This is a genomic window from Duganella guangzhouensis (assembly GCF_009674535.1).
Lineage (GTDB): Bacteria > Pseudomonadota > Gammaproteobacteria > Burkholderiales > Burkholderiaceae_D > Rugamonas > Rugamonas guangzhouensis.
The window spans coordinates 14,831-39,450 of the sequence record NZ_WKJK01000019.1; the positions used below are offsets into that span (position 1 = coordinate 14,831).

The 24,620-nt window shown below is 62.2% G+C and carries 23 protein-coding genes and 1 tRNA gene; 19 read left to right on the forward strand and 5 right to left on the reverse strand.

From position 1 onward, the window contains the following. Positions 1-3 precede the first annotated feature (3 nt). From GJ699_RS27340 to GJ699_RS27380, 9 genes are read left to right on the forward strand one after another with little or no spacing between them, the layout of a single operon-like run. Positions 4-684, forward strand: coding sequence for a type IV pilus inner membrane component PilO (locus tag GJ699_RS27340; RefSeq protein ID WP_154382411.1), 681 nt, complete (start codon positions 4-6; stop codon positions 682-684). Then, complete coding sequence (locus GJ699_RS27345; RefSeq protein WP_154382413.1) at positions 681-1,226, forward strand: pilus assembly protein PilP; 546 nt, start codon at positions 681-683, stop codon at positions 1,224-1,226. Before GJ699_RS27340 ends, GJ699_RS27345 begins: the two co-directional genes overlap by 4 nt. Then, complete coding sequence (locus tag GJ699_RS27350; protein ID WP_154382415.1) at positions 1,223-3,418, forward strand: type IV pilus secretin PilQ; 2,196 nt, start codon at positions 1,223-1,225, stop codon at positions 3,416-3,418. The genes GJ699_RS27345 and GJ699_RS27350 overlap by 4 nt, the downstream gene beginning before the upstream one ends. Positions 3,419-3,445: 27 nt before the next feature. After that, on the forward strand, positions 3,446-5,629 hold the full coding sequence (locus GJ699_RS27355; protein ID WP_154382417.1) for a beta strand repeat-containing protein: 2,184 nt from the start codon (positions 3,446-3,448) through the stop codon (positions 5,627-5,629). Between the two features lie 18 nt (positions 5,630-5,647). Then, on the forward strand, positions 5,648-7,291 hold the full coding sequence (aroKB, locus tag GJ699_RS27360; protein ID WP_154382419.1) for a bifunctional shikimate kinase/3-dehydroquinate synthase AroKB: 1,644 nt from the start codon (positions 5,648-5,650) through the stop codon (positions 7,289-7,291). A gap of 14 nt (positions 7,292-7,305) precedes the next feature. Further along, complete coding sequence (locus GJ699_RS27365) at positions 7,306-8,442, forward strand: deoxyguanosinetriphosphate triphosphohydrolase (protein WP_154382421.1); 1,137 nt, start codon at positions 7,306-7,308, stop codon at positions 8,440-8,442. Positions 8,443-8,494: 52 nt separating this feature from the next. After that, positions 8,495-8,824: a hypothetical protein gene (locus tag GJ699_RS27370; protein ID WP_154382423.1), complete on the forward strand. Its 330-nt coding sequence runs from the start codon at positions 8,495-8,497 to the stop codon at positions 8,822-8,824. Between the two features lie 11 nt (positions 8,825-8,835). Beyond that, positions 8,836-9,093, forward strand: a complete 258-nt coding sequence (locus GJ699_RS27375) for a hypothetical protein (protein WP_154382425.1) — start codon at positions 8,836-8,838, stop codon at positions 9,091-9,093. 15 nt (positions 9,094-9,108) lie between these two features. Beyond that, entirely contained in the window at positions 9,109-9,345 is a 237-nt protein-coding gene (locus GJ699_RS27380; RefSeq protein WP_154382427.1) for a hypothetical protein, read from the forward strand. Here GJ699_RS27380 and mutY read toward each other — a convergent pair. The 3 genes from mutY to mutM are packed head-to-tail and all read right to left on the reverse strand — an operon-like array spanning position 9,342 to position 13,262. Next, the gene (gene mutY, locus GJ699_RS27385; protein WP_154382430.1) at positions 9,342-10,472 is read right to left on the reverse strand and encodes an A/G-specific adenine glycosylase; all 1,131 of its coding nucleotides are present in this window, start codon (positions 10,470-10,472) and stop codon (positions 9,342-9,344) included. The two genes, GJ699_RS27380 and mutY, sit on opposite strands and share 4 nt — an antisense overlap. Positions 10,473-10,484: 12 nt before the next feature. Next, positions 10,485-12,413 carry a dynamin family protein gene (locus GJ699_RS27390; protein ID WP_154382431.1) on the reverse strand — a complete coding sequence of 643 codons (1,929 nt, stop codon included), beginning with the start codon at positions 12,411-12,413 and terminating at the stop codon, positions 10,485-10,487. 12 nt (positions 12,414-12,425) lie between these two features. Then, positions 12,426-13,262, reverse strand: coding sequence for a bifunctional DNA-formamidopyrimidine glycosylase/DNA-(apurinic or apyrimidinic site) lyase (mutM, locus tag GJ699_RS27395; RefSeq protein WP_154382433.1), 837 nt, complete (start codon positions 13,260-13,262; stop codon positions 12,426-12,428). 136 nt (positions 13,263-13,398) lie between these two features. Between mutM and GJ699_RS27400 the strand changes: the two genes are divergently transcribed. From GJ699_RS27400 to GJ699_RS27435, 8 genes are all read left to right on the forward strand, one after another. Next, on the forward strand, positions 13,399-15,204 hold the full coding sequence (locus GJ699_RS27400) for a tetratricopeptide repeat protein (RefSeq protein WP_154382435.1): 1,806 nt from the start codon (positions 13,399-13,401) through the stop codon (positions 15,202-15,204). Beyond that, entirely contained in the window at positions 15,205-15,804 is a 600-nt protein-coding gene (locus GJ699_RS27405; RefSeq protein WP_154382437.1) for an outer membrane lipoprotein LolB, read from the forward strand. Positions 15,805-15,814: 10 nt separating this feature from the next. Further along, entirely contained in the window at positions 15,815-16,681 is an 867-nt protein-coding gene (gene ispE, locus GJ699_RS27410; protein WP_154382439.1) for a 4-(cytidine 5'-diphospho)-2-C-methyl-D-erythritol kinase, read from the forward strand. 76 nt (positions 16,682-16,757) lie between these two features. Next, positions 16,758-16,834 (forward strand) — tRNA-Gln (locus GJ699_RS27415). Between the two features lie 153 nt (positions 16,835-16,987). Continuing rightward, entirely contained in the window at positions 16,988-17,938 is a 951-nt protein-coding gene (locus GJ699_RS27420) for a ribose-phosphate pyrophosphokinase (RefSeq protein WP_154382441.1), read from the forward strand. Between the two features lie 146 nt (positions 17,939-18,084). After that, positions 18,085-18,684 (forward strand): 50S ribosomal protein L25/general stress protein Ctc, encoded by a 600-nt coding sequence (locus GJ699_RS27425; protein ID WP_154382443.1) that lies wholly within the window; start codon positions 18,085-18,087, stop codon positions 18,682-18,684. Positions 18,685-18,772: 88 nt separating this feature from the next. Continuing rightward, positions 18,773-19,354 carry an aminoacyl-tRNA hydrolase gene (pth, locus tag GJ699_RS27430; RefSeq protein ID WP_154382445.1) on the forward strand — a complete coding sequence of 194 codons (582 nt, stop codon included), beginning with the start codon at positions 18,773-18,775 and terminating at the stop codon, positions 19,352-19,354. Between the two features lie 10 nt (positions 19,355-19,364). Further along, complete coding sequence (locus tag GJ699_RS27435) at positions 19,365-20,627, forward strand: amidohydrolase (protein ID WP_154382447.1); 1,263 nt, start codon at positions 19,365-19,367, stop codon at positions 20,625-20,627. On the opposite strand, the gene GJ699_RS27440 is transcribed toward GJ699_RS27435, so the two are convergent. Further along, positions 20,608-22,425 carry a DUF885 domain-containing protein gene (locus tag GJ699_RS27440; RefSeq protein WP_154382449.1) on the reverse strand — a complete coding sequence of 606 codons (1,818 nt, stop codon included), beginning with the start codon at positions 22,423-22,425 and terminating at the stop codon, positions 20,608-20,610. The two genes, GJ699_RS27435 and GJ699_RS27440, sit on opposite strands and share 20 nt — an antisense overlap. A gap of 94 nt (positions 22,426-22,519) precedes the next feature. Here GJ699_RS27440 and GJ699_RS27445 point away from each other — a divergent pair, with 94 nt between their 5' ends. Continuing rightward, entirely contained in the window at positions 22,520-22,708 is a 189-nt protein-coding gene (locus GJ699_RS27445; RefSeq protein WP_154382451.1) for a FitA-like ribbon-helix-helix domain-containing protein, read from the forward strand. Positions 22,709-22,759: 51 nt separating this feature from the next. Here the strand turns inward: GJ699_RS27445 and GJ699_RS27450 are convergent, their stop codons facing one another. Beyond that, on the reverse strand, positions 22,760-23,200 hold the full coding sequence (locus GJ699_RS27450; RefSeq protein ID WP_229262331.1) for an acyl-CoA thioesterase: 441 nt from the start codon (positions 23,198-23,200) through the stop codon (positions 22,760-22,762). Between the two features lie 152 nt (positions 23,201-23,352). Between GJ699_RS27450 and ychF the strand changes: the two genes are divergently transcribed. Next, positions 23,353-24,444, forward strand: coding sequence for a redox-regulated ATPase YchF (gene ychF, locus GJ699_RS27455; protein WP_154382453.1), 1,092 nt, complete (start codon positions 23,353-23,355; stop codon positions 24,442-24,444). The last annotated feature ends 176 nt before the right edge of the window (positions 24,445-24,620 follow it).

The window sequence follows — 24,620 nt, forward strand, 5'->3', positions numbered from 1 at the left end:
GCCATGGCCAAGGCTAATCTGAACATCAACCTCAACGACGTGTTCGCCAATCTGGCGGACCAGTTCCGCGATCTCAGCGGCCGTCATCCGGGCCAGTGGCCGGTGCTGCCGCGCACCCTGTGTGCGCTGGGCGTGACCGCCGCCGTCTGCGTGGCCGGCTATTTCGCCTACTGGAGCTCGCAGTTCGAGGAACAGGACGCCGGCGCCCAGCAGGAAGCCAAGCTGCGCGACGAGTACAAGATCAAGACCGCGCAGGCGATCAACCTGGAGGCGCTGCGGGCGCAGAAGGCCCAGGTCGACCTGTACGTCGACCGTCTGCAGAAGCAACTGCCGAGCAAGGCCGAAATGGCGGCGCTGCTGACCGACATCAATCAGGCCGGCACCGGCCGTGGCCTGCAGTTCGAGCTGTTCAAGCCGCAACAGGTGGTGGTCAAGGATTACTACGCCGAGCTGCCGATCGACATCAAGATCACCGGCAGCTACCACGACATCGGCGCCTTCACCGGCGACATCGCCAACCTGCCGCGCATCGTCACCCTCAACAATCTGGCGCTGAGCACCGGCAAAGATGGCACGCTGATGCTGGAAGCGGTGGCCAAGACCTTCCGCTACCTCGATCCGGAAGAAGTGGCCGCACAGCGCAAGGCCGCCGCCGACAAGAAAAAGGCGGCCAAACGATCATGAAAACCTTGAATTTCGCCTGGCTGGTTCTGTTGACGGCCGCCCTCGCCGGCTGCGGCGACAGTGACGTGCAGGAAGTGCGCGCCTGGATGAAGCAGGTCGACGCCCAGACCCAGGTGCGGGTGCCGCCGCTGGCCGAGCCCAAGACCTTCATCCCTTACGCCTACCAGCACAAGGACGATCTCGATCCGTTCAATCCCAACAAGCTGCTGGCCGAGCTGGCCAAGCAGGCCGCCGCCGGCGGCGGCAACGGCCTCAAGCCGGATACCGAGCGCCGCAAGGAGTTGCTGGAGACTTATCCGCTGGACACCATCAAGATGGTCGGCACCATTGAGAAAAAAGGCGTGGTGCACGCCGTGCTGCAGGTCGACCGCGCCGTGCATCAGGTGGTGGTGGGCCAGCATCTGGGGCAGAACTACGGCCGCATCACCGCCATCAACGAGAACACCGTCAATATCAAGGAAATCGTCCAGGACGCCACCGGTGACTGGGTCGAGCGCCTGTCCAAGTTGGAACTGCAGGAAAGCAAGGAGAACACCAAATGACCGCTCATCATACGGCCCGACGCCTGCTCGCCGCCGCGACCTGGGCGCCGCTATTCGCCCTGGCGCTGTGCATGCAGTTGCTGCCGGCGCACGCCCAGAACGGCGCCGGCAACGCCAACGCCATCGAATCGATTACCGCCAACCAGCAGGGCGCCAACGTCATCGTCAAGATTGCGCTGCGCAACGCGCCGGAGAAAGCGCCGATCAGCTTTGCGATCAGCAATCCGGCCCGTATCGCGCTCGACTTCGGCGCCACCGTCAACGCCACCGGCAAGACCACGCTGGAACTGAACCAGGGCGATCTGCGCGGCGTCAACGTGGTGCAGGCCGGCGAACGCTCGCGCCTGGTGTTCAATCTGAAACGCGCGCTCAACTACGCTACCGTCATCGACGGCAAGTCGGTGATTTTGACCATTGATGGTTCCGGCGGCGTCGCCACCGCGGTCGATGCCAGCGGCGTGCCGGCCGCTCCGGCCGCTCCGGCTGCGCCGGCTGCCGCACCAGCCGCGCGGCAACTGCTGCGCGATCTCGATTTCCGTCGCGGCGCCAACGGCGAGGGCCGCATTGTGGTCGACCTGCCCAACAACCAGGTGGCGGTTGACGTGCGTCAGACCCCGACCGGCGTGGTGGTCGATTTCCTCAAGACCGGCCTGCCGGAAAACCTGCGCCGCAAGCTGGACGTGGGCGACTTCGGCACCCCGGTATCGCAGGTCACCACCGTGCCGCAGGGCGAGAACACGCGCATGACCATCGAGGCGCGCGGCCTGTGGGAACAGACCGTGTACCAGAGCGACACCCAGCTGGTGGTCGACGTCAAACCGATCAAGGAAGATCCAAACAAGCTGACCCAGGGTTCGCAGGGCTATCGCGGCGAGAAGCTGTCGTTCAATTTCCAGAACGTGGAAGTGCGGGCGGCGCTGCAGGCGATTGCCGATATTTCCGGCCTCAACATCATCACCAGCGACAGCGTCAGCGGCAACCTGACCTTGCGCCTGAAGGAAGTGCCGTGGGATCAGGCGCTGGACGTGATCCTGCAGGCCAAGGGCCTGGACATGCGCAAGAACGGCTCGGTGCTGTGGATCGCGCCCAAGGAAGAATTGCTGACCAAGGAAAAGCTGGAGCTGGAACAGAAAGCCCAGATCGCCGACCTGGAGCCGCTGAAGTCGGAAATCTTCCAGCTGAATTACCAGAAGGCCGAGGCGTTTAAAACCGTGTTTGGCCTGGAGGGCGGCGCCGACAGCAAGAACCGCATCCTGTCCAAGCGCGGTAGCGCCATCATCGAGCCGCGCACCAATCAGCTGTTCGTCACCGATATCGCCTCCAAGCTGGACGATGTGCGCCGCCTGATCGCCAAGACCGACGTCGCCACCAAGCAGGTGCTGATCGAGGCCCGTATCGTCGAGGCCAGCGACACCTTCACCCGCAACCTCGGCGCCAAGCTCGGCTTCACCGACCTGCGCACCCAGCAGGGCGGCACCTCGGGTTACCAGATCGGCAGCAGCAACACCAGCGTGGCGGTCAGCGGCAACATCACCGGCGTGCAGGAAACCACCGGCCAGATCGCCGTCACCGACAGCGCCGCCTCCAACTCCCAGTTCGTCAACCTGCCGGCGGCCAGCATCAACGGCAACCAGGCCGGCAGCCTGGCGATCAGCCTGTTCTCGGCGGCGGCCAACCGCTTCCTGAATCTGGAACTATCGGCGCTGGAAGAGGATGGCACCGGCAAGATCATTTCCAGCCCGCGCGTGATTACCGCCGACAAGTCGGTGGCGCTGATCGAGCAGGGCGTCGAGCTGCCGTACCAGGTGGCCACCAGCAGCGGCGCCACCTCGATTCAATTCCGCAAGGCCAATCTGCGGCTGGAAGTGACGCCGCAAATCACGCCGGACGGCAATGTGGTGATCGACGTCGACGTCAACAAGGATAGCGTGGGCACCGAAACCCGCTCCGGTTACGCGATCGACACCAAACACGTCAAAACCCAGGTGATGGTGGATAACGGCGGCACCGTGGTGCTGGGCGGGATCTATCAGCAGACCGAGCGCAGCACCACCGACAAAGTGCCGCTGCTGGGTGACTTGCCCGTGCTGGGTTACCTATTCCGCAGCAACAGCCGCACCAATGACAAGACGGAGCTGTTGGTATTTATCACGCCGAAGATCGTGACCGAGCGCCTGTCAACGGCGCGCTAGATTGAATCAACTTCGAGGAATCGTTTCATGAATAAAATCACAGGATGGCTGACCACGCTCGCCTGCGCCGGCCTGCTGGCCGCGTGCGGCGGTGGTGGCGGCTCGGCAGGTACCCCAGTCAATGGTACCGGCACGGTGACTTCCAAGGCCGCCAGCGTCATTTTGACGGCCGGCGCTACCACCATTGCTTCGTCCGGTGCCGATGGCACCGAAGTGACGCTGACCGCCATTGTGCGCGACTCCGGCGGTAACGCGCTGTCCGGCGAAACCGTCAGCTTCACCACCAGCTCGGGCACGATTTCCAGCACCAACCGCACCACCGATACCTCCGGTCAGGTGATTGAAAAGCTCAGCGTCAAGGGCGATTCCTCGCTGCGCACCATCACCATCACCGCCAAGGCCGGCAGCGTCACGTCGTCGGCCGTCACCGTGCAGGTGGTGAATTCGGTGCCGACGCTGACGCTGACCACCAGTTCCGGCACGTTGGCCTCGGCCGGCATCACCGGCAATGAAGTCACCGTCACCGCGCTGGTGCGCGACGCCAGCAATAATGTGCTGCCGGGCGTGACCGTGAGCATGAGCAGCAATTCCGGCAGCCTGACCGTCAGCAACGCCACCACCGACAGCAGCGGCATTGTCACCGGCAAGCTGGGCACCGGCAGCGACTCGACGTCGCGCGCCATCACCGTTAGCGCCAGCGTCAGCGGTTCGGCGGTGGCCACCACCGTGGTCAACGTCAGCGGCAACAAGCTGACCGTCAACGCGGCCTCGTCGATCAATGTGGGTTCCAGCACCGACGTCACCGTCAAGCTGGTGGACTCGGCCGGCAATGCGCTGACCGGCAAGACTGTCACCTACAGCTCCAACGCCAACTCGCTGAGCGTCAAGGATGGAGGTTCGGCCGTGACCAACTCGGCCGGCCAGCTGGTGCTGAGCTATGCGGCCAGCGGCGGCTCGGCGGATGTGATCACCGTCAAGTCGATGGGCGAGATCGCGTCGACCAGCATTGCCATCAATTCCTCCACCTTCGCGCTGAAGCTGCTGGACAGCAGCGGCAATGTCGAGACCTCGGCCAATATCGGCGGCTGCCAGCAGGTGGCGGTCACCAACGCGCCGGGCAGCACGGTCACCATCAGCACGTCGCGCGGCACCGTGTACAGCAATTCGTCGTGCACCACCGCGCTCAGCAGCGCTCTTAGCGTCAGCAGCGGCGCCGCCACCGCCTACGTCAATGCCACCGGCCCCGGTGTGGCCACGCTGACCGCCACCTCGGGCGGCCAGACCACCCAGAACAACCTGGAGTTCGTGGCGCCGCTGACCAGCAGCGCGACCATCTCGATCCAGGCCGATCCGGCCACCATCGGCGTCAACACCACCACCAGCACCAGCCAGCAGTCCACGCTGCGCGCGGTGGTGCGCGACGGCACTGCGGAGAACAACCTGGTCAAGAATGCGCCAGTGTCGTTCTCGATCCTGGCCGATGCCAGCGGTGGCTCGCTGAGCCAGCCGGCGCTGGTCAATACCGGCACCGACGGCTCCGCCACCGCCAGCTTCATCGCCGGCACCTCGGCCACCGCCACCAATGGCGTGCAGATCCAGGCGCGCATCATCGGCGGTTCCAATGCCACCGCCACCGTCAACCTGACCGTGGCGCAGAAATCGCTGTTCATCAGCGCCGGCACCGGTAACACGGTCGGCGTGCCGACCACCGCCACCTATCAGATGGACTACGTGGTGATCGTCACCGACGCCGCCGGCAATGCGGTATCGGGCGTCAACCTGACCGCCTCGGTGTTGCCGTCGACCTACTACAAGGGTTATCTGGGCTACACCTCGCCGTCCGGTCCGTGGGAACCGGTGGTGCGTATTTCGTGCAGCAACGAGGACGTCAACAACAACGGCATCCTGGATGCCGGCGAAGACACCAACGGTAATGGCAAGCTGGATCCGGGCATTCCGGTCACCGTGACGCCAAGCGTGACCACCGATTCCACCGGCCGCGCCACGGTCTCGCTGGTGTACCCGCGCGACCGGGTTAACTGGCTGGATGTGAACCTGACGATACGCGGTCAGGCCAGCGGCACTGAGTCCACCTACACCTCTCTGGTACACTTGATGGGATTAAGCACCGATTACACTACCCAGACCGTCACCCCGCCGGGCGTGAACAGTCCTTACGGGGTGGCGACTCAGTGCAGCAACCCCTTATAAAAGTAAGTTGGATCGTGCATGCAAAATGTGTTTCTCGTCGGCCTGATGGGGGCAGGAAAGACCACCATCGGCCGCATCCTGGCGCGCAAGCTGGGAATGAAGTTTGTAGATTCGGACCATGAGATCGAGGCGCGCACCGGCGCCTCGATCCCGTGGATCTTTGAAATCGAAGGCGAAGCCAGCTTTCGTCGCCGTGAGGCGGACGTCATTCGTGAACTGAGCGGCCAGCCCGGCCTGGTGCTGGCCACCGGCGGCGGTTGCGTGCTGAATGCCGACAACCGCGCCTTCCTGAAGTCGCGCGGCACCGTGGTCTACTTGCGCGCCAGCATCAACAGCATTCTGCAGCGCACCGCGCACGACAAGAACCGGCCGTTGCTGCAAACCGCCGATCCGCGCAAGAAACTCGAAGAATTGATGGCGGTGCGTGATCCTTTGTACATGGAAATTGCCGATTTGGTCATCGATACCGGCCGTCCTAACGTACAATCGATGGTTCAGACCATAATCAACCAGTTGGCCACCAAGGCTTGCGAAGCCGCGCCCAACTGTGTCACCCATGCCGAACCATCGATGAACGAACAATCCAACATCCTGTTAAACGTAGATCTGGGCGAGCGCAGCTACCCGATCGCCATCGGCCCCGACCTGCTGGACGATGTCTCGCTGCTGGCGCGCCATGTGAATGGCAGCAAGGTGGCCGTGGTCTCCAACACCACCGTGGCACCGCTGTACCTGGCGCGCATCGAAGCCGGTTTGCGTGATGCTGGCAAGCAAGTTATTCCCGTGATCCTGCCGGATGGCGAGGAGCACAAGCATTGGGGCAGCCTGATGCAGATCTTTGACGCGCTGCTGGAACACAAGGCCGACCGCAAGACCACGCTGGTGGCGCTGGGCGGCGGCGTGATTGGCGACCTGACCGGCTTTGCGGCCGCCAGCTATATGCGCGGTGTCGACTTCATCCAGGTGCCGACCACGCTGCTGTCGCAGGTCGATTCCTCGGTGGGCGGCAAGACCGGCATCAACCATCCGCTGGGCAAGAACATGATCGGCGCGTTCTACCAGCCGCGCGCGGTGATCGCCGATACCGCGACGCTGGAAACCCTGCCGGAGCGCGAACTGTCGGCCGGCTTGGCCGAGGTCATCAAGTACGGCGCGGTGATCGACCTGGCGTTCTTCGAGTGGATCGAAGCCAATATTGAAAAACTGATGGCGCGCGACAAGGGCGCGCTGGCCTACGCGATCGCGCGTTCGTGCGAGATCAAGGCCGACGTGGTGCGTCAGGACGAGCGCGAGGGCGGCCTGCGCGCCATCCTCAACTTCGGCCACACCTTCGGCCACGCCATCGAGGCCGGCATGGGCTATGGCGCCTGGCTGCACGGCGAGGCGGTCGGTTGCGGCATGGTGATGGCGACCGAGCTGTCGCAGCGCATGGGCCTGATCGATGCCGACACTGTGGCGCGCGTGCGCAAGCTGATCGCGGCCGCCGGCCTGCCAACCACCGCGCCGGACCTGGGCGTGGAAAAATGGCTGGAGGCGATGGAAGTCGACAAGAAGAACGAGGGCGGCGCCATCAAGTTCATTCTGATGAATGGGCTGGGTTCGCCGAAAATCAGCAACGCGCCGCAGGAATTGCTGCTGGCGACGCTGGCAGCCTGCGTCTAAGCCCGGAGGCGGTCATGGCGCCGGAAGAATATCTCGCTCCCTACGCGGCCCATTCGGAAGGCGGCGCCGGCCGCCGTTATCCGGAGACGTCGCATGCGTCGCGCAGCCAGTTCCAGCGCGACCGTGACCGCATCATTCACTCCTCGGCGTTCCGCCGGCTGGAGTACAAGACCCAGGTGTTCCTCAATCACGAGGGTGATCTGTTCCGCACCCGGCTGACGCACAGCCTGGAGGTGGCGCAGATCGGCCGTTCGCTGGCGCGCAATCTGCGGCTGAACGAGGATCTGGTGGAGGCGATTTCGCTGGCTCACGACCTTGGTCACACGCCGTTCGGCCATGTCGGCCAGGATGTGCTCAATGAGTGCATGAAGGATTACGGCGGTTTCGAGCACAATCTGCAAAGCCTGCGCGTGGTCGATGAGCTGGAAGAGCACTACGGCGCCTGGAACGGTCTCAATCTGATGTTTGAAACGCGCGAGGGCATCCTCAAGCACTGCTCGCTGAATAATGCCAAGCAGTTGGGGACGGTGGCGCAGCGTTTTATTGATCGCACCCAGCCGTCGCTGGAGGCGCAGCTGACCAATCTGGCCGATGAGATCGCCTACAACAGTCACGACATCGATGACGGTTTGCGGTCCGGCCTGATCACCATCGCGCAGCTGGAGCAGGTGGATTTCTTTGCGCGGCTGTGGCGCGATGTGCAGCAAGCCTTCCCTGGCCTGTCGGGCCGGCGCGCGATTTACGAAACCTTGCGGCGGTTGATCACCGCGCTGGCGGACGATCTGATCGTCACCTCCACCGCGCGCATTGCCGAGGTCGCTCCCAAGCATATCGACGATGTGCGCGCGGCACCGCCGCTGATCCGCTTTTCGGACGATATGCGCAAGGATGCGACCGAGCTGAAGCGCTTCCTGTATGCCAATCTGTACCGGCATTACAAGGTGGGGCGGATGCGGGTGAAGGCCAGCCGCATCGTGCGCGAGCTGTTTGATTCCTTCATGGCCGAGCCCGCTTTGCTGCCGCCGGATTACCAGGACAAATCGGGCGATGTGCACAAGCAGGCGCGCAAGATCGCCGACTACATCGCTGGCATGACCGACCGCTACGCCATCCGCGAACACCGCCGCCTGTTCTCGCTGGACGAACTCTGATACGCCTCAACCGGGGCTAGCGTTCCGCTTGACCCGCGCGCTTGTGCGGCCGATGATGAAAGCTACCTCGGAGGCCGCCATCATGGACGAGCAACGCATCAGCCTGCTAGAGACGGACGTCGCCGTCATCAAATCCAACTACGTCCGCAACGATGCCTTTGCCGAATTGAAAGTCACGGTAGAGAGCAACTTCGCATTCTTGAACCAGAAGGTAGACGATAACTTCAACTTCCTGAACCAGAAGATGGATAGCAAATTCCATTATCTGGACGAGAAAATCGACCGCAAAATCCATGAGGCAACCGTCACGATTTTGAAGTGGACATTCGCCATGCAGCTCACCTTCACCGCGCTGATCCTCGGCGCGGTGAAATATTTTTAGCGGAGACCGCCATGGAATTGCAGGAGCTGGAAAAATATTTCGCCACCAAGGTCGACTTGATGGCTTTTCGCGAAGAGGTGGCGAAACAGTTTGGCAGTCTGCAGGCCGAAATAGCCAAGGTACACATCGAAATCATTTCCCGCGACACCAAGCTGGCGTCGCTCGAAACCAAAATTGCCCAATTCGAGACCCGCATCATCAAGTGGTTCGTCGCCACGGCGATGCTGCTGGTCGCTGCAGCCTTTGCGGCCGGCCGTTACCTACCCTAGGCATTGGAGACTGCCATGGAATTGCAGGAGCTGGAAAAATACTTCGCCACCAAGGTCGACCTGATGGCTTTCCGCGAAGATGTGGCCACGCAATTCGGCAAAGTGTACGCCGAGATTGCACATGTTCACGTCGAGATCGCGCGGCTGGAAATCAAGGTGGCCCAGCTGGAGACCCGCATCATCAAGTGGTTCGTCGCCACGGCAATGGTGCTGGTCGGGGCGGCGTTTGCGGCCGGGCGGTATCTGCCTTAGAACATGCGCTGCTGCGCTTCGCGGCGGTCGCCCACCAGTTCCAGCAGCAGCTTTTTCACCGGTGCCGGTAGCGCGGCGTCGGCCAGGCCGGCGACATTCACCCAGACGTAAGCGGTCTGCGCCGCCATCGCTTGTCGGCGCGCCAGTGTGATGTGGTAGGGCGCGATGTGCAGCTTGTAGTGGGTGAAGACGTGCGTTACCGTCGACAGCCGTTCGCAGGACTCCATCTCGCCAAACTTGCCCACCACTTGCAGCAGCGCGTCGTGATCGGCTTCCGGCACCTCGTCATCCTCGGCGCCGACGTGGCCGTCCAGCTCCGGCAGCGACAGCAAACCGCCCCAGATACCACTTGGCGGACGCTGCTCCAGCAGCACCTGTCCGCCATCGACGATCGCCAGCATCACCGCATGCTTTTCCGGTGTCGCCTTCTTCGGCTTGCGCACCGGCAGATCGCGCGTGCGGCCGGTGGCGAAAGCCACGCAGCGCGGCTGCATCGGACAGCGCTCGCACGACGGACTGCTACGCGTGCACAGCGTCGCGCCCATGTCCATCAAACCCTGCGTGTACGACTCGATGCCCACCTCAGGCAACAACGCCTCGGCGCGGCGCCACATGGACTCCTCGGTCTTTTTCTCGCCCGGATAGGTGTCGATGCCGAACACCCGCGCGAACACGCGCTTGACGTTGCCATCCATGATGGCCGCACGCCGGCCGCTGGAAAACGCCGCGATCGCCGCCGCCGTCGAACGGCCGATGCCCGGCAACTCGGCCAGCAACAGCGGATCGGAAGGAAACACGCCATCGTACTCAGCCACCACGCGCTGCGCGCACTTGTGCAGATTGCGCGCCCGCGTGTAGTAACCCAGGCCGCTCCACTGCGCCATCACATCCTCGACTGGCGCCGCCGCCAGATCGCGCAGGGTAGGGAAGCGCTCCAGGAAGCGCGCGTAATAGCCCAGCACCGCCGACACCTGGGTCTGCTGCAACATTATTTCCGACAGCCAGATCAGATACGCATCGCGCGTGTTCTGCCACGGCAGCACATGCCGTCCATGCACTTTTTGCCAGCCGATCAGGTCGGCCGAAAAACTCGGGTCCGCAAAATTCTCTACTGCTACAACTTTCATCGTGTTCCTAAATCAGGCGGCGGCGTCCAGCGCCACGAATTCCGCATTGATGGCGATGCTGATCGCACCGGCCAATTCGTTGAGACGCGCTTTCTGCGCTTCCAGCTCCTGCTGTCCGCGCTCGAAGGCGTCGATTTTCTGTTCCAGGCTGTCGGTCGCATCGTGGATGCGCTGGATCGACGCCAGCCGGTGTTTCAACTGATCCTTGTGTTGCCGGATCTGCGCCTCCAGCGGCGCCATGATGACCTTCAGCCACGCCTCGGCATCGTTGTTGGCCGACTTGAAGCAACCGCGCACGCGCGAGGCGATGGTATCGAAGAACTTCTCCATCAGCACCACGCGGCTGGTGGTCAGCAGCGTCGCGGTGCCGAAGGTCTTCGAATAAATCGCTTCGATGCTGTCCAGCTCGTCGCGGTAGCGCTCCAGCGAAAACGGCATCGGCAAGGCCAGCGTCAGCCCGTGTTCGCTGGAGAAGCGGCGGTACATCACGCCCATCATCTCGGTGATTTCGATGGTCTTGTGCTCGGCCGCGTCGAGGTTGGCGCGGGTGCGTTCGAAATAGCCGCGCACCGCGTCGCGCACGCCGATGAAGAAGCGGCTGCGCTGCATTTCATCGCGCACCAGATCGATATCGTCGCGCACGATGTCCATGCCCATGCAGGTGTACAGCTCGGTCGACAAGCGCGTGAACACCGCGCGCGTGGCCTGCAGCTTGAACAGGCTGGCGTCGAACTCGCGCTTTTCGACATCGATGCGGCGCATCATGTGCGCCACCACGCTCTGGTTCTTGCCGCGCAGGCTGCGCAGCTCGTGCAACTGCTCGACGATGCCGCGCGTGCGCGCGTTCAACATGGCCAGCTGCGCCGTGTTCAGCGCCTGCAATTCCTCGCCCAGCTGCTTGCGCACGATGTCCTTCTTGGCCGGAATCAGTTCGTTGAACAGCGCCGCTTCCAGTGCGTGCAAACGGCTGCGCGCCTGCAGTTCGACGTCGTGATTGATCTTGCCCACCAGCGCTTTTTGCGCCGATACCGGAAACACCTGGCGCGGTTCCAGCGACAGCACATGCGCCACATTGGCCTGCTGCCGTTCGATCTCGGCGTTGACGTCGTCCTCGCCGCGCAGCTCGTCCCACATGCTGTCGATCTTGTTCAGCACCACCAGCCGGCCTGCGCCGTTGCCGATGTGGTTGCGCCAGACTTCGATATCGCTCTTGGTGACGCCGGTGTCGGCGGCCAGGATGAACAGCACCGCGTGCGCGTTCGGAATCAGGTTCAGCGTCAGCTCGGGCTCGGTGCCGATCGCGTTCAGGCCCGGCGTGTCCAGAATCACCAGTCCCTGCTTCAGCAGCGGATGCGGGAAGTTGATGATGGCGTGACGCCACAGCGAAATCTCCACCATCCCGTTCTCGTCCAGCGTGACCGCCAGGTCCGGATCGTCCTCGTCATACAGGCCGTAGCGCTTGGCTTCCTCGACCGGCACCTGGCGCGTCTTGCTGACTTGCTTGAAGGCTTCGTGCATGTCGGCGCCTTCGTCCAGGTTCAGCGGCAGCACCGTCCACGCCGCCGGCTGGTCGCGGTAATCGCTGGTGGACAGATTGTCGGCCCGGGTCTCGATCGGCAGCAGGCGGATCGATGGCGCCAGACTGCCGTCCCACAGCAACTCGGTCGGGCACATGGTGGTGCGGCCGGCCGCCGATGGCAGGATGCGCTGGCCGTAGTCGGCAAAGAAGATGGCGTTGATCAGCTCCGATTTACCGCGCGAGAACTCGGCCACAAAGGCCACCGACAGCTTGTCGTCCTCCAGCCGCGTCAGGGTGCGCACAATGCGCTGCTCGGTGGCGGCATCGGTCAGGGCTGCCTCGGCCACCCACGTCTGGTAGTTCCTCAGTGCGTTGACGACACCTTGTCGCCAGGCGCTGTACTGTTCAAAGTCCCTGACCATCTGTCTGCCCTGTTATTTTTGACAATTCACGCAATAGAAGGTGGATCGCTGCCCCTGTTTGATCTGGCGGATCGGTGCCGCGCATACGCGACAGGGTACGCCAGTCCGATCATAGACGAAATAAGTCTGCTGGAAATACCCGGACTGCCCGTTCACCGCAATAAAGTCGCGCAGCGTGCTGCCGCCCTGGACGATGGCCTCGGCCAGGATCTCGCGCACCGCCTGCGCCAGCTTGTCGTAGCGCGCCAGGCTGATGCGCTTGGCCGGCGTCTTTGGGTTGATGCCGGCACGGAACAAGCTTTCCGATGCGTAAATATTGCCGACGCCGACCACGATATCGCCGCCCAGCAACGCCTGCTTGACCGCAGTGCTGCGCTGGCGGGTTTGATCGTACAGCAATTTGCCGCTGAAACCGGATTCCAGCGGCTCCACGCCCAGTTCGCGCAACAGCACATGGTGTTCCAGTTCGCCATCGGCGGCGTCGTGCCACAGCACGGCGCCGAAGCGGCGCGGGTCTTTCATGCGCAGCACCTGACGCTGGCCGTCCGCACTTTCCACTTCCAGGTCGAAATGGTCATGCTTTTCCGGCGCGATGCCGGGCGCCAGCACGCGTAGATGGCCGGACATGCCGAGATGGATGATCAGCGTGCCATGCTCGAAATGCACCAGCAGGTATTTGCCGCGACGGCCGGTGCGCAGCACGGTGCGGCCGACCAGCAATTGCGGCAGATCGGGCGGGAAGGGCCAGCGCAGGCCGTCACGGCGCAACACGACCTGGCGCACGACGCGGCCCTCGATATGCGGCGCGACGCCGCGCCGGGTAACTTCGACTTCTGGTAATTCTGGCATCTGTCTGGCTGGTACGGAAATAAAGGCGGTGAGAATCTGGCCGTAGCGGAATATTTGGTTACACTACTCAAACCGCGCATCTGATGCGATCGGCGTAGAATCCAAGTGTATTTTTGCTGACTTGCCAGGATCTCCTTTGAAAAACGCTTTCGCCATTGTAACCCTCTCGGCCCTGCTGTCCGCCTGTGCCGTGTCGCCGCAAAAACAGCCAGCCGCCCCTGAAGCTCCACAATCACCGGCGCCAGCGGCGCCGGCCGAGCCGGACCAAGCGGCCGCCGAAACCGCCGACGCCGCGCCGCCGGCCGCCGCGCCGGAAACGCTGCCGAATACCGAGCTGACCGGCGATCTGCTGTACCGCATCACCAAGGCTGAACTGGAATTCAAAAAAGGCCAGTGGCAAGGGCCGTACATCACCATGATGTCGCTGGCGCAGCAGACCCGCGATCCGCGCCTGGCGCGCCGTGCCGCCGAAATGGCGCTGACCGCCAAGCAGACCGGCGAGGGCTTGTCGGCGATCCGCCTGTGGCGCAGCCTGGCGCCGGATTCGGACGAGGCGATGCAATACTTCCTCGGCTTCGCCGTGCTGGCCGACGATCTGAGCGAAGCGGAATCGGTGTTCGAACTGCGCCTGAAAAACGCCAAGCCGGCGGCACGCCCGCTGATGATGTTCCAGATGCAGCAATACCTGCTGCGCGCCAAGGACAAGAACGCCGCCTTCAAGCTGGAACAGCGCGTGCTGATGCCGTATGACGACATGCTGGAAGTACACCTGATCCTGGCCCAGGGCGCCTTCTCGCTGGGCGACCAGGCGCGCGCGCGCGACGAGGCGGCCAAGGCGCTGGCCATCAAGCCGGATTCCGAACTGGCGATCCTGACCACCGCGCAAGTGGCAGGCGACATCGACGCGGCAATGAAGGTGTTGAACGAATTCCTGGCCAAATATCCGAAGGCCGGCGAGGTGCGCGCCGCCTACGCCCGCCTGCTGGTGGACAACAAGCAGCCGGACCAGGCACGTAAGGAATTCCTGTTGCTGCTGAAAGACCAGCCGGACAATCTGTCGGTGCTGTACGCGCTGGGCGTGATCGCGGTGCAGGGCAACGACGTGGCCGAGGCCGAAAAATACTTCGCCCGTTTCGTCACCACGCTGGAAGCGCATCCGAGCGATGAGCGCGATCCATCCAAGGCGCTGATGATCCTGTCGCAGATCGCCGAGCAGCGCGGCGATTTCGCGGCGGCCTACACCTGGCTGGAAAAGATCGACAACAGCGATGAAAAAATCTATCTCGCCTCGCGCCTGAAGATGGCGGTGCTGACCGCGCGCCAGGGCAAGATTGATGAGGCGCGCAGGCTGCTGTCCGAACTGAAGCCGACCAGCGCCGACGACCAGGCCCAGGTGTTCCAGACTGACGCCCAGCTGCTGCGCGACGCCGGCGACCACCGCACCGCCTATCTGGTGCTGGAAGGCGCGGTGAAACGCTTCCCGGACAATCCGGACCTGCTGTACGACTTCGCGCTGGTGGCGGAAAAGGTCGGCCAGGTGGAGTTGATGGAAAAGGCGCTGCGCCAGGTGATGATTGCGGCGCCCGACAACCAGCACGCCTATAATGCGCTCGGCTATTCGCTGGCAGACCGCAACGAGCGCCTGCCGGAAGCCTATGCGCTGATCGACAAGGCGATGCAGATGGCGCCGGGCGACCCCTTCATCATGGACAGCATGGGCTGGGTGCAGTTCCGCATGGGTAAGCTGGACGATGCCGAATCCTTCCTGCGCCGCGCCTACACGCTGCGTAGCGATCCGGAAATCGCGGTGCACCTGGGCGAAGTGCTGTTTGCCAAAGGCGATGTCAGCGGCGCGCAAAAGATGTGGAAGGAAGCGCAAGCCAAAGATCCGAGCAACGACGCGCTGAAGAGCACACTGGCGCGCCTGAACCAAAGTCTATAAATGATACGACCACTGCTGATTGCCCTCGCTTTGTCCACCGTGGCCGGCTGTACCACCACGCCGTCCGTACCGCGCTCCAGCGCTGCCGTTGCGCCTTACCGCGATAGCGCGGACTTCGGCGGCCGCATCGCCATCAACTACAGCCGCGACGGCAAGAAGGAGTCGCTGAACGGCACCTTTACCTGGCGGCAGGGCAAAACCAATACCGATGTCAGCCTGATTTCCCCGACCGGCCAGACGGTGGCGGTGATTAACGTCACGCCGCAATCGGCCACGTTGACCGAGAGCGGCAAGGCGCCCAAAACCGCGCCCGACCTCGATACGCTGACCACCCAGGCGCTGGGCTGGAGCTTGCCGGTGTCCGGCCTGCGCGACTGGCTGCAGGGCTATGCCACCGACAGCAAGGGCCAGCGCTTCACCGCCTCGCCCGCCAACGACAACGTCATCACGCGCGACGGCTGGAAGCTGGAATACGTGTCGTGGCAAGATGACGCCGCGCCGGTGCCGCAGCCGAAGCGCATCGACGTTACCCGCATCGCGCTCGGCCAGGCGGTGGACGACATGCAGATCCGCATCGTCATCTATCCGCCCGAGAAGTAAAATGCCGGGCATGACCGAACTGAACAATTGCCCGGCTCCGGCCAAGCTCAATCTCTTCCTGCACGTGAATGGCCGCCGCGCCGACGGCTACCACCTGCTGCAAACCGTGTTCCAGCTGATCGACCACGGCGACACGCTGCACTTCACGCTGCGCGACGACACGGCGCTGCGCCGCGTCACCGATCTGCCCGGCGTGCCGGAGCAGAGCGATCTGATCATTCGCGCCGCCAGGCTGTTGCAGGCCGAGGTGGTGCGCCGTACCGGCGCCTTGCCACGCGGGGTGGATATCGCCATCGACAAAGTGCTGCCGATGGGCGGCGGCGTCGGTGGCGGCTCGTCCGACGCGGCCACCACGCTGATGGCGCTGAACAAGTTGTGGAACGCCGGCCTGAGCCGGCAGGAATTGATGGATCTTGGCCTGCCACTGGGCGCCGATATCCCGTTTTTCATCTTTGGCGAGACCGCGTTTGCCGAGGGCGTGGGCGAGGCGCTGCGGCCGGTGCGGGCGCCGGATTGTTGGTATGTCGTCATCGAACCTGGTGTCATGGTACCAACGGCTGCAATTTTCGGCTCAGAACATTTGACAAGGAGCACGCCGCTCGTTAATATAGCGGACTTTTCCAGCCACTCCAGAGCAGCGGGGTTTGGAAAGAATGACTTGCAACAAGTAGCAACGAAGTTATTCCCGCCGGTAGCAGAAGCGGTAGAATGGCTAAGTGCTTACGGTGATGCCAGGATGACTGGCTCAGGTGCATGTGTGTTCAGTGCGGTAGCAACCGAGGCGGACGCCGACGCGGTACTTGCAAAAGTACCTGCCAAGTGGATAGCCTGGAAAGCAAAAGCGCTGCATCAGCATCCAATCATCGCGAAGTTGTAGGTCGGCAAAAAAGATTTTGCGAAGCGTGAAAATGGCTGTATAATATCGGCCTGTAACGACGAGCAGTCAGTTGCGTAGGGGAATCGCCAAGCTGGTTAAGGCACCGGATTTTGATTCCGGCATACCAAGGTTCGAATCCTTGTTCCCCTGCCATTCGTTTGTATCTGAGTCCGTCGAGGCACTAGTCTCCGGCCAGATAGAGCAAAAAGTGAGGCGCACGATGCGCCTCATTCCATTTGGTTAGTTCAGCACCGCGCAGCTAGCGCGAGCTCTTCAAGAATCTTCTACAACTTCTCTGGAATCCCAATGGCTTACGAAAACCTGATGGTTTTTACCGGCAACGCTAATCCTGCGTTGGCAGAGGGAGTCGCAAAAAATCTCGGCATCCCTCTCGGCAAAGCAAACGTTTCGAAATTCTCGGACGGCGAAGTCATGGTTGAAATCAACGAAAACGTCCGCGGTAAAGACGTATTCGTGCTGCAATCGACCTGCGCCCCGACCAACGACAACCTGATGGAACTGATCCTGATGGTTGACGCACTGAAACGTGCCTCCGCTGGCCGTATCACCGCTGCGATTCCTTACTTCGGCTACGCCCGCCAGGACCGTCGTCCACGTTCGGCCCGCGTTGCCATCTCGGCCAAGGTTGTGGCCAATATGCTGGAAGAAGCCGGCGTCGAGCGCGTCCTGATCATGGATCTGCACGCAGACCAGATCCAGGGCTTCTTCGATATCCCGGTTGACAATATTTACGCTTCGCCAATTCTGCTGAGCGATCTGCAGAAAAAGCACAACGAAGACCTGCTGGTGGTGTCGCCAGACGTCGGCGGTGTGGTGCGCGCCCGCGCGCTGGCCAAGCGTCTGAACTGCGATCTGGCCATCATCGACAAGCGTCGTCCAAAAGCCAACGTGTCCGAAGTGATGAACATCATCGGTGACGTTGAAGGCCGCAACTGCGTGATCATGGATGACATGGTCGATACCGCCGGTACCCTGGTCAAGGCCGCTGAAGTGCTGAAAGAGCGCGGCGCCAAGAAAGTGGTTGCCTATTGCACCCACGCCGTGCTGTCCGGTCCTGCGATCGACCGCATCAACAGCTCGTCGCTGGACGAACTGGTCGTGACCGACACCATTCCGCTGTCGGAAAACGCCAAGCAGTGCGCCAAGATCCGTCAACTGACCTGCGCACCGCTGCTGGCCGAGACCTTCAAACGCATCATCAAGGGTGATTCCGTGATCTCCCTGTTTGTCGACTAAGTTATAACTAAGCGATAAACAATATAAACAGTTTTACAGGCGGCGCGCCCGGTTTTCAGCCAGGCGCGCCGTTTTTCCCGAAGCTGCCTGGTCGCGGGTGGCTTCATAACACGGGGCGCGAGCCCTGTTATTGATTGGAGTATCACATGAAAGTAGTAGCCTTCAAACGTGAAGTGCAGGGTTCCGGAGCGAGCCGCCGCCTGCGTAATTCGGGCCAGACCCCTGGCATCGTTTACGGTGGCACCGAGGCAGCATTGAACATCGCGCTGGACCACAACGCGCTGTACCATGCCCTGAAAAAAGAAGTGTTCCACTCGTCGATCCTGGACCTGGAAGTCGATGGCAAAACTGAGAAAGTCGTTCTGCGCGACTTCCAGATGCACGCATTCAAGCAACTGGTTCTGCACGCTGACTTCCAGCGCGTTGACGCCAGCAAGAAACTGCACGTGAAAGTAGCACTGCACTTCGCTAACGCTGAAGTTTCGCCAGCCGTTAAACTGCACGGCGCGACCATCAGCCACGTTGCCAACGAACTGGAAATCGAATGCCTGCCAGGCGATCTGCCAGAGTTCATCACCGTTGACCTGACCAACGTGGACGTAGGCCACTCGGTGCACGTTGCTGACCTGACCCTGCCAAAAGGCGTGACCGCTGTTACCCACGGCAACAACCTGACCATCGCTACCGCTTCGGTACCAGCTGGCCACGTTGCCGCTGAAGCCGCAGCTGCTGAAGAAAAGAAGTAATCTGATCTTCGCGTCATGAAAAAACCCGCCCGCTTCGCGCTGGCGGGTTTTTTTTCGTCATAATTGTATTTATTTAACGCGCACTACCATGCCTATCCGCCTCATCGTCGGCCTCGGTAACCCCGGACCCGAATACGAACAAACCCGCCACAACGCCGGCTTCTGGCTGGTGGACAATTTGGCCAACGACGCCGGCGCGCGCCTGCAGCGCGAATCCAAGTACAACGCCATGTACGCCAAGGCATCCATCGCCGGCCAGGAAGTGTATCTGCTGGAACCGCTGACCTTTATGAACCGTTCCGGCCAGTCGGTAGGCGCGCTGTGCCGCTTTTTCAAGATCAACGCCGACGAGGTGCTGGTGGTGCACGACGAGCTGGACCTGATGCCCGGCACCGCGCGCCTGAAGAAGGGCGGTTCCTCGGGCGGCCACAACGGCCTGAAAGACATCACCGCCGCGCTCGGCACGCAGGATTACTGGCGGCTGCGGCTCGGCATCGGCCATCCGCGCACCTTGAACCTGGCGCAGCAGGTGGCAGACTTTGTGCTTCATCGTCCACGGCGGGAAGACCAGGAGCTGATCGAGCGCTCGATCGAGAAAGCGCTGTTGATCATGCCGCAAATCGTCAAGGGCGAGTTCGCCCCTGCCACCACCAAATTGCACACCGACTGAAAGGAAACCGATGAAGTTACTCCCGATCGCCGCCGCCCTGTTGCTGGCCGGCGCCGCGCATGCGCAGCAGGATGTCGCCGGCCAGATCAACGCCATCTACCCGCAACTGGACGCCATCTACAAGGATCTGCACGCACATCCCGAAATCGCCTTCGAGGAAGTGCGCACTGCCGCCAAGCTGGCGGCCGAAATGCGCAAGATCGGGTTTGAGGTGACCGAAAAAGTCGGCAAGACCGGCGTGGTGGCCATCTACAAGAACGGCCCCGGCCCGCTGGTGCTGGTGCGCACCGAAATGGACGCGCTGCCGATGCAGGAAAAAACCGGCCTGCCGTACGCCAGCCAGAACGCCGCCGACCACAGCTGCGGCCACGACATCCACATGACCGCCTGGTTGGGTGCTGCGCGCACGCTGGTGGCGCTGAAGTCGCAGTGGAAGGGCACGCTGATGTTCATCGGCCAGCCGGCCGAGGAAACCGTGTCCGGCGCCAAAGCCATGCTGGAGGACGGCCTGTTCAAGCGCTTCGGCAAGCCGGATTATGCGTTTGCGCTGCACTCGTGGCCGCTGGCCTACGGCACCATCGGCTACAACAGCGGCGCGGTGTCATCGAATTCGGACGCGATCGAGATCACCTTCAAGGGCCGTGGCGGCCACGGCTCGGCGCCGGACAAGGCGCTCGACCCGATCACCATCGCGGCCCGCTTTGTGGTCGAGGTGCAAACCGTCATCAGCCGTGAGAAAGATCCGAAGGAGTTCGGCGTGGTGACCATCGGCGCCATCAACGGCGGCACGGTAGGCAACATCATTCCGGAATCGGTGAAAGTGCGCGGCACCATCCGCACCTACAGCCCGGCCGTGCGGGAGAAAATCCTGGCTGGCGTGCGCCGTATCGCCAACGCCTCGGCCGCCATGGCCGATGCGCCGGCGCCGGACGTCGAGCTGATTCCGGGTGGCGTCGCCATCGACAACAACGATGCGCTGGTGACCCGCACCGAAGGCGTGCTGAAGCAAGCCTTCGGTGACGCCAACGTGTCGCGCATGCCGGCCATGACCGCCAGCGAAGACTTCTCGCTGTTCGTCAACCAGGGCGTGCCGGGCATGTTCTTCTTCACCGGCGTCTACGATCCGAAAGTAGTGGCGGAAGCGGAGAAGGGCGGCAAGCCGGTCGCCTTCAACCACTCGCCGTATTACGCGCCGGTGCCGGAGCCGTCGATCAAAACGGCGGCCCAGGCGATGACGGTGGCGGTGATGAACGTTATGGCTTCGAAGCCGTAGCGATCCAGCGGTCCACGCGCTGTTCCAGGATCGGCAGCGGCAGTGTGCCGTCGCCGATCACGACTTCGTGGAATTTCGGATAGCTGAACTTGTCGCCCAGCGCTTTTTGCGCGCGGGCGCGCAGCTCCAGTATCTTCAGCGAGCCGATCTTGTAGCTCAGCGCCTGCGCCGGCCACACCATATAGCGCTCGATCTGGTTGCGCGCGCGCGGCTCGCTCCAGCCCAGCGTGTCGACCAGATAGGCGATCGCCTGCTCGCGGGTCCAGCCCTTGGCGTGGATGCCGGTATCGACCACCAGCCGCGCCGCGCGCAGCATCTCCGCATTCAGATGGCCGTAATAGGCCACCGGATCTTCATACAGCCCCATCTCCCGGCCCAGTGTTTCCGAATATAGCGCCCAGCCCTCGGTGAAGGCCGCGACGTTCTGATTCTCGGTGCTGAATTTGCGGAAGTCGGGGATATCCAGCTCCTTCAGCAGGGCCGCGTGCAAGTGGTGGCCGGGCACGCCCTCATGCAGGAACAGGCTGACCATGTCGACCCGGCTGTACTTCTTCGGATCGTTCACCACCGGCCAGAACACGCCCGGATGCGAACCGTCGGCGGCCGGCGGCGTGTAGTGGTCGGAGGCGGTGGCGCGCGTCAGCTCCGGCTCCAGATGCAGTTCCAGCTTCGCCTTCGGCAGCAGGCTGAAGTAGGTCGGCAGCTTGGCCTGCACCTGCGCGTACAGGGCGCGATAGGCGTCCAGCACCTGCTCGTCGGTGCTGAAGATATTGAACTTGGTTTGCGCGCCGACCCACTGCGGCAATTGCTTCTCCGGACCGTCATAGCCGAGCTTGGGGCCCAGCTCGGTCAACTGCTGCTGGATGCGCGCCACTTCCTTCAAACCCAGCGCATGCACCTCGTCGGCCGACAGCGGCAGGGTGGTGCTGTCCCGGATGTGCGCCGCGTACCAGGCCGCGCCGTTGGGCAGCGAACTCCAGCCCGCGCTGGCGCGGCCGGCCGGCAGATATTCGTTTTGCAGGAAATCGACCAGGCGGGTCAGCGCCGGTGCCACCTTCTTGTCCACCGTGTTCAGATACGCGGCGGTCAGCTTCTTCTTGTCCGCCTCGGAGAACGAGGACGGGAAGCGCGTCACGGGTGAATAATACACACTGTCCTCGGGCGAGGCCGCGCGCAGATTCTGGAACTGCGGCAGCATCGCGACGATGATGGCCTTTGGTTGCACCACGCCGCTGTGTATGCCTTGCTTCATGTTGGCGATGGCTTGATCGATCCACGTCGGCAACTGGTCCAGGCGGTTCAGATAAGCCTGATATTGCTTGACCGTTTGCAGCGGCTGCGAGCCAGCGCCGCCGGCGTAATTGGCCAGCGTGCTGGGCACGTTGTCGAACTGATTCAGCGGCAGCAGATTCTCGGGGAAAGACTCCAGTTGCAGCGCGTTGTTGAGCTCGTAGCTCAGCAGATCGTAGGTCAGCTGATCCGGCGCGCCCAACTGAGCTCGGTTCAGCGCCATCAACTGCTTTTGCAGCGCGCGGTACAGCGTGAACTGCGCCGCGCGCACCTTGGGCGAAATCGCCAGGCCCAGCTGATCGTCATAGCGGCTGTCGCCGTTGGCGGTGGCGTACAGCAGCGGCTCGAACTTGCAGCGCGCCACGTGGAAAGCCGCCGCCAGCTTGGCCAAGTGCTTCTGCGCCTGACTGGCCTTGGCCGCCACCGGCACCGTCGCCTGCGCCGGCAAGCTAGACACACCAGCCAGCATCAGGCTGGCCACCAGAACAGAAGTACGCAGACGGGACATGAAGATTTCCAGAGGGTTGTGATAGCCGAAGAGTCTAGCATTAAACCAGCCACTCTCCACCTCAGCTTGCTTGAGACAGTCGGGGCGGCGGCGTATGATGAAATCAATCCACAACGTCGATCCCGATTGGGTTGCGACGCTCGGCGAACTGGCTGCGCAGCACGGCCGTAGCCAGGAAGAAGAGCATCGTGAAATTCTCAAGCGGGCGCTGCATCGCACCACCAGACCCGACCCTGCCACATCCATCGCTCGCGCCCGCGACCTTTGCGGCGAACGAAATTGATGCCGCCAAGCGGGCGGGTAGAAAAGCTGAGGCGAGCATTTCCTCAAGCGACTATTTCACTACTGCAGTGGTGATGATGGACTCGAGCACCTTGCGTACCACGTCCGGAATCGGCACCGTGCGGTTGCTGGCGCGCTCGACGTAGACGTGGACGAAGTGGCCGGCGGCGGCGGGCAGGGGATCGTTGTTACGGTACAGCGCGATTTCGTAGCGCACGCTGGAGTTGCCCAGCTTGCTGACGCGGATGCCTGCATGCACCACATCCGGAAACGCCAGCGGCGCAAAGTACGAACAACCGCTATCGACCACGAAGCCCACCACCTCGCCGTGGTGGATGTCCAGTACGCCGGCCTCGATCAGGTACTGGTTGACCGCCGTATCGAAGTAGGAGTAGTAGACAACATTGTTCACGTGGCCATAAATATCATTGTCCATCCAACGTGTCGGGATGGTCAGGAAGTGGCGGAACTGTTCGCGTCCAGCGTCGCGCATGCTCATGGAGTCTCCGTTTTTTTGAAGTGTGGGGGCAAGGGCGGTACAATGGACCCTTGAACGCTGTAAACAGCAAGAATATCCAAAAACGCCCCCGCAGGGCCGTTTTCACCAGCCGCTTGCCGGCAATATTGATAATTTAAAGGTTTTTCATGAGTCTCCAATGCGGCATCGTCGGCTTGCCTAACGTCGGCAAGTCCACCCTGTTCAACGCCCTGACCAAAGCCGGCATCCCGGCTGAAAACTATCCGTTCTGCACCATCGAGCCGAACGTCGGCGTGGTTGAAGTGCCGGATCCGCGCATGGCCGCGCTGTCGGACATCGTGAAACCGGAACGCCAGGTCAACGCCATCGTTGAATTTGTCGACATCGCCGGCCTGGTGGCGGGCGCGTCGCAGGGCGAGGGTCTGGGCAACCAGTTCCTGTCGCACATCCGCGAAACCGACGCCATCGTCAACGTGGTGCGCTGCTTTGAAGATGACAACGTGATCCACGTGGCCGGCAAAGTCAGCCCGCTGGACGACATCGAAGTGATCCAGACCGAGCTGGCGCTGGCCGACCTCGGCACGGTGGAAAAAGCGGTTCACCGCGAAAACAAAAAAGCCCGCTCGGGCGACAAGGACGCGATCAAGCTGGTGGCGCTGCTGGAACGTCTGGTGCCGCACCTGAACGACGCCAAGCCAGTGCGCTCGCTGGGTCTGGACGCGGCCGAAATGCTGCTGATTAAGCCGCTGTGCCTGATCACCGCCAAGCCGGCCATGTATGTGGCCAACGTGTCCGATACCGGCTTCACCAACAACCCGCTGCTGGACCAGCTGACCGCCTACGCCGCCACCCAGAACGCGCCGATCGTCGCCATCTGCGCTTCCATCGAAGCCGAAATCGCGGATCTGGATGACGCCGACAAGGCCGCCTTCCTGGCCGACATGGGCATGCAAGAGCCAGGCCTGGACCGTCTGATCCGCGCCGCCTACAAGCTGCTGGGCCTGCAAACTTACTTCACCGCCGGCGTCAAAGAAGTGCGCGCCTGGACCATCCACATCGGCGATACCGCGCCACAGGCGGCCGGCGTGATCCACACCGACTTCGAACGCGGCTTCATCCGCGCCCAGACCATCGCCTATGACGACTACATCCAGTACAAGGGTGAGGGCGGTGCCAAGGAAGCGGGCAAGATGCGCGCCGAAGGCAAGGAATACGTGGTCAAGGATGGCGACGTACTGAATTTCCTGTTCAACGTCTAAACTCAAACCATCAAATTACTGCATTTCAGGGCATGTCAGAAATGCCATGCCCTAAAGCCCTGTGGATACGGGGCTTTTTCATATCTGGCCATCTCACATCGAATCTTTGCATCTCACGCAAACCTGGTATGAACGGACGTTGAGCACATGTTGAGCGATCGTTGAAAATCACCCAC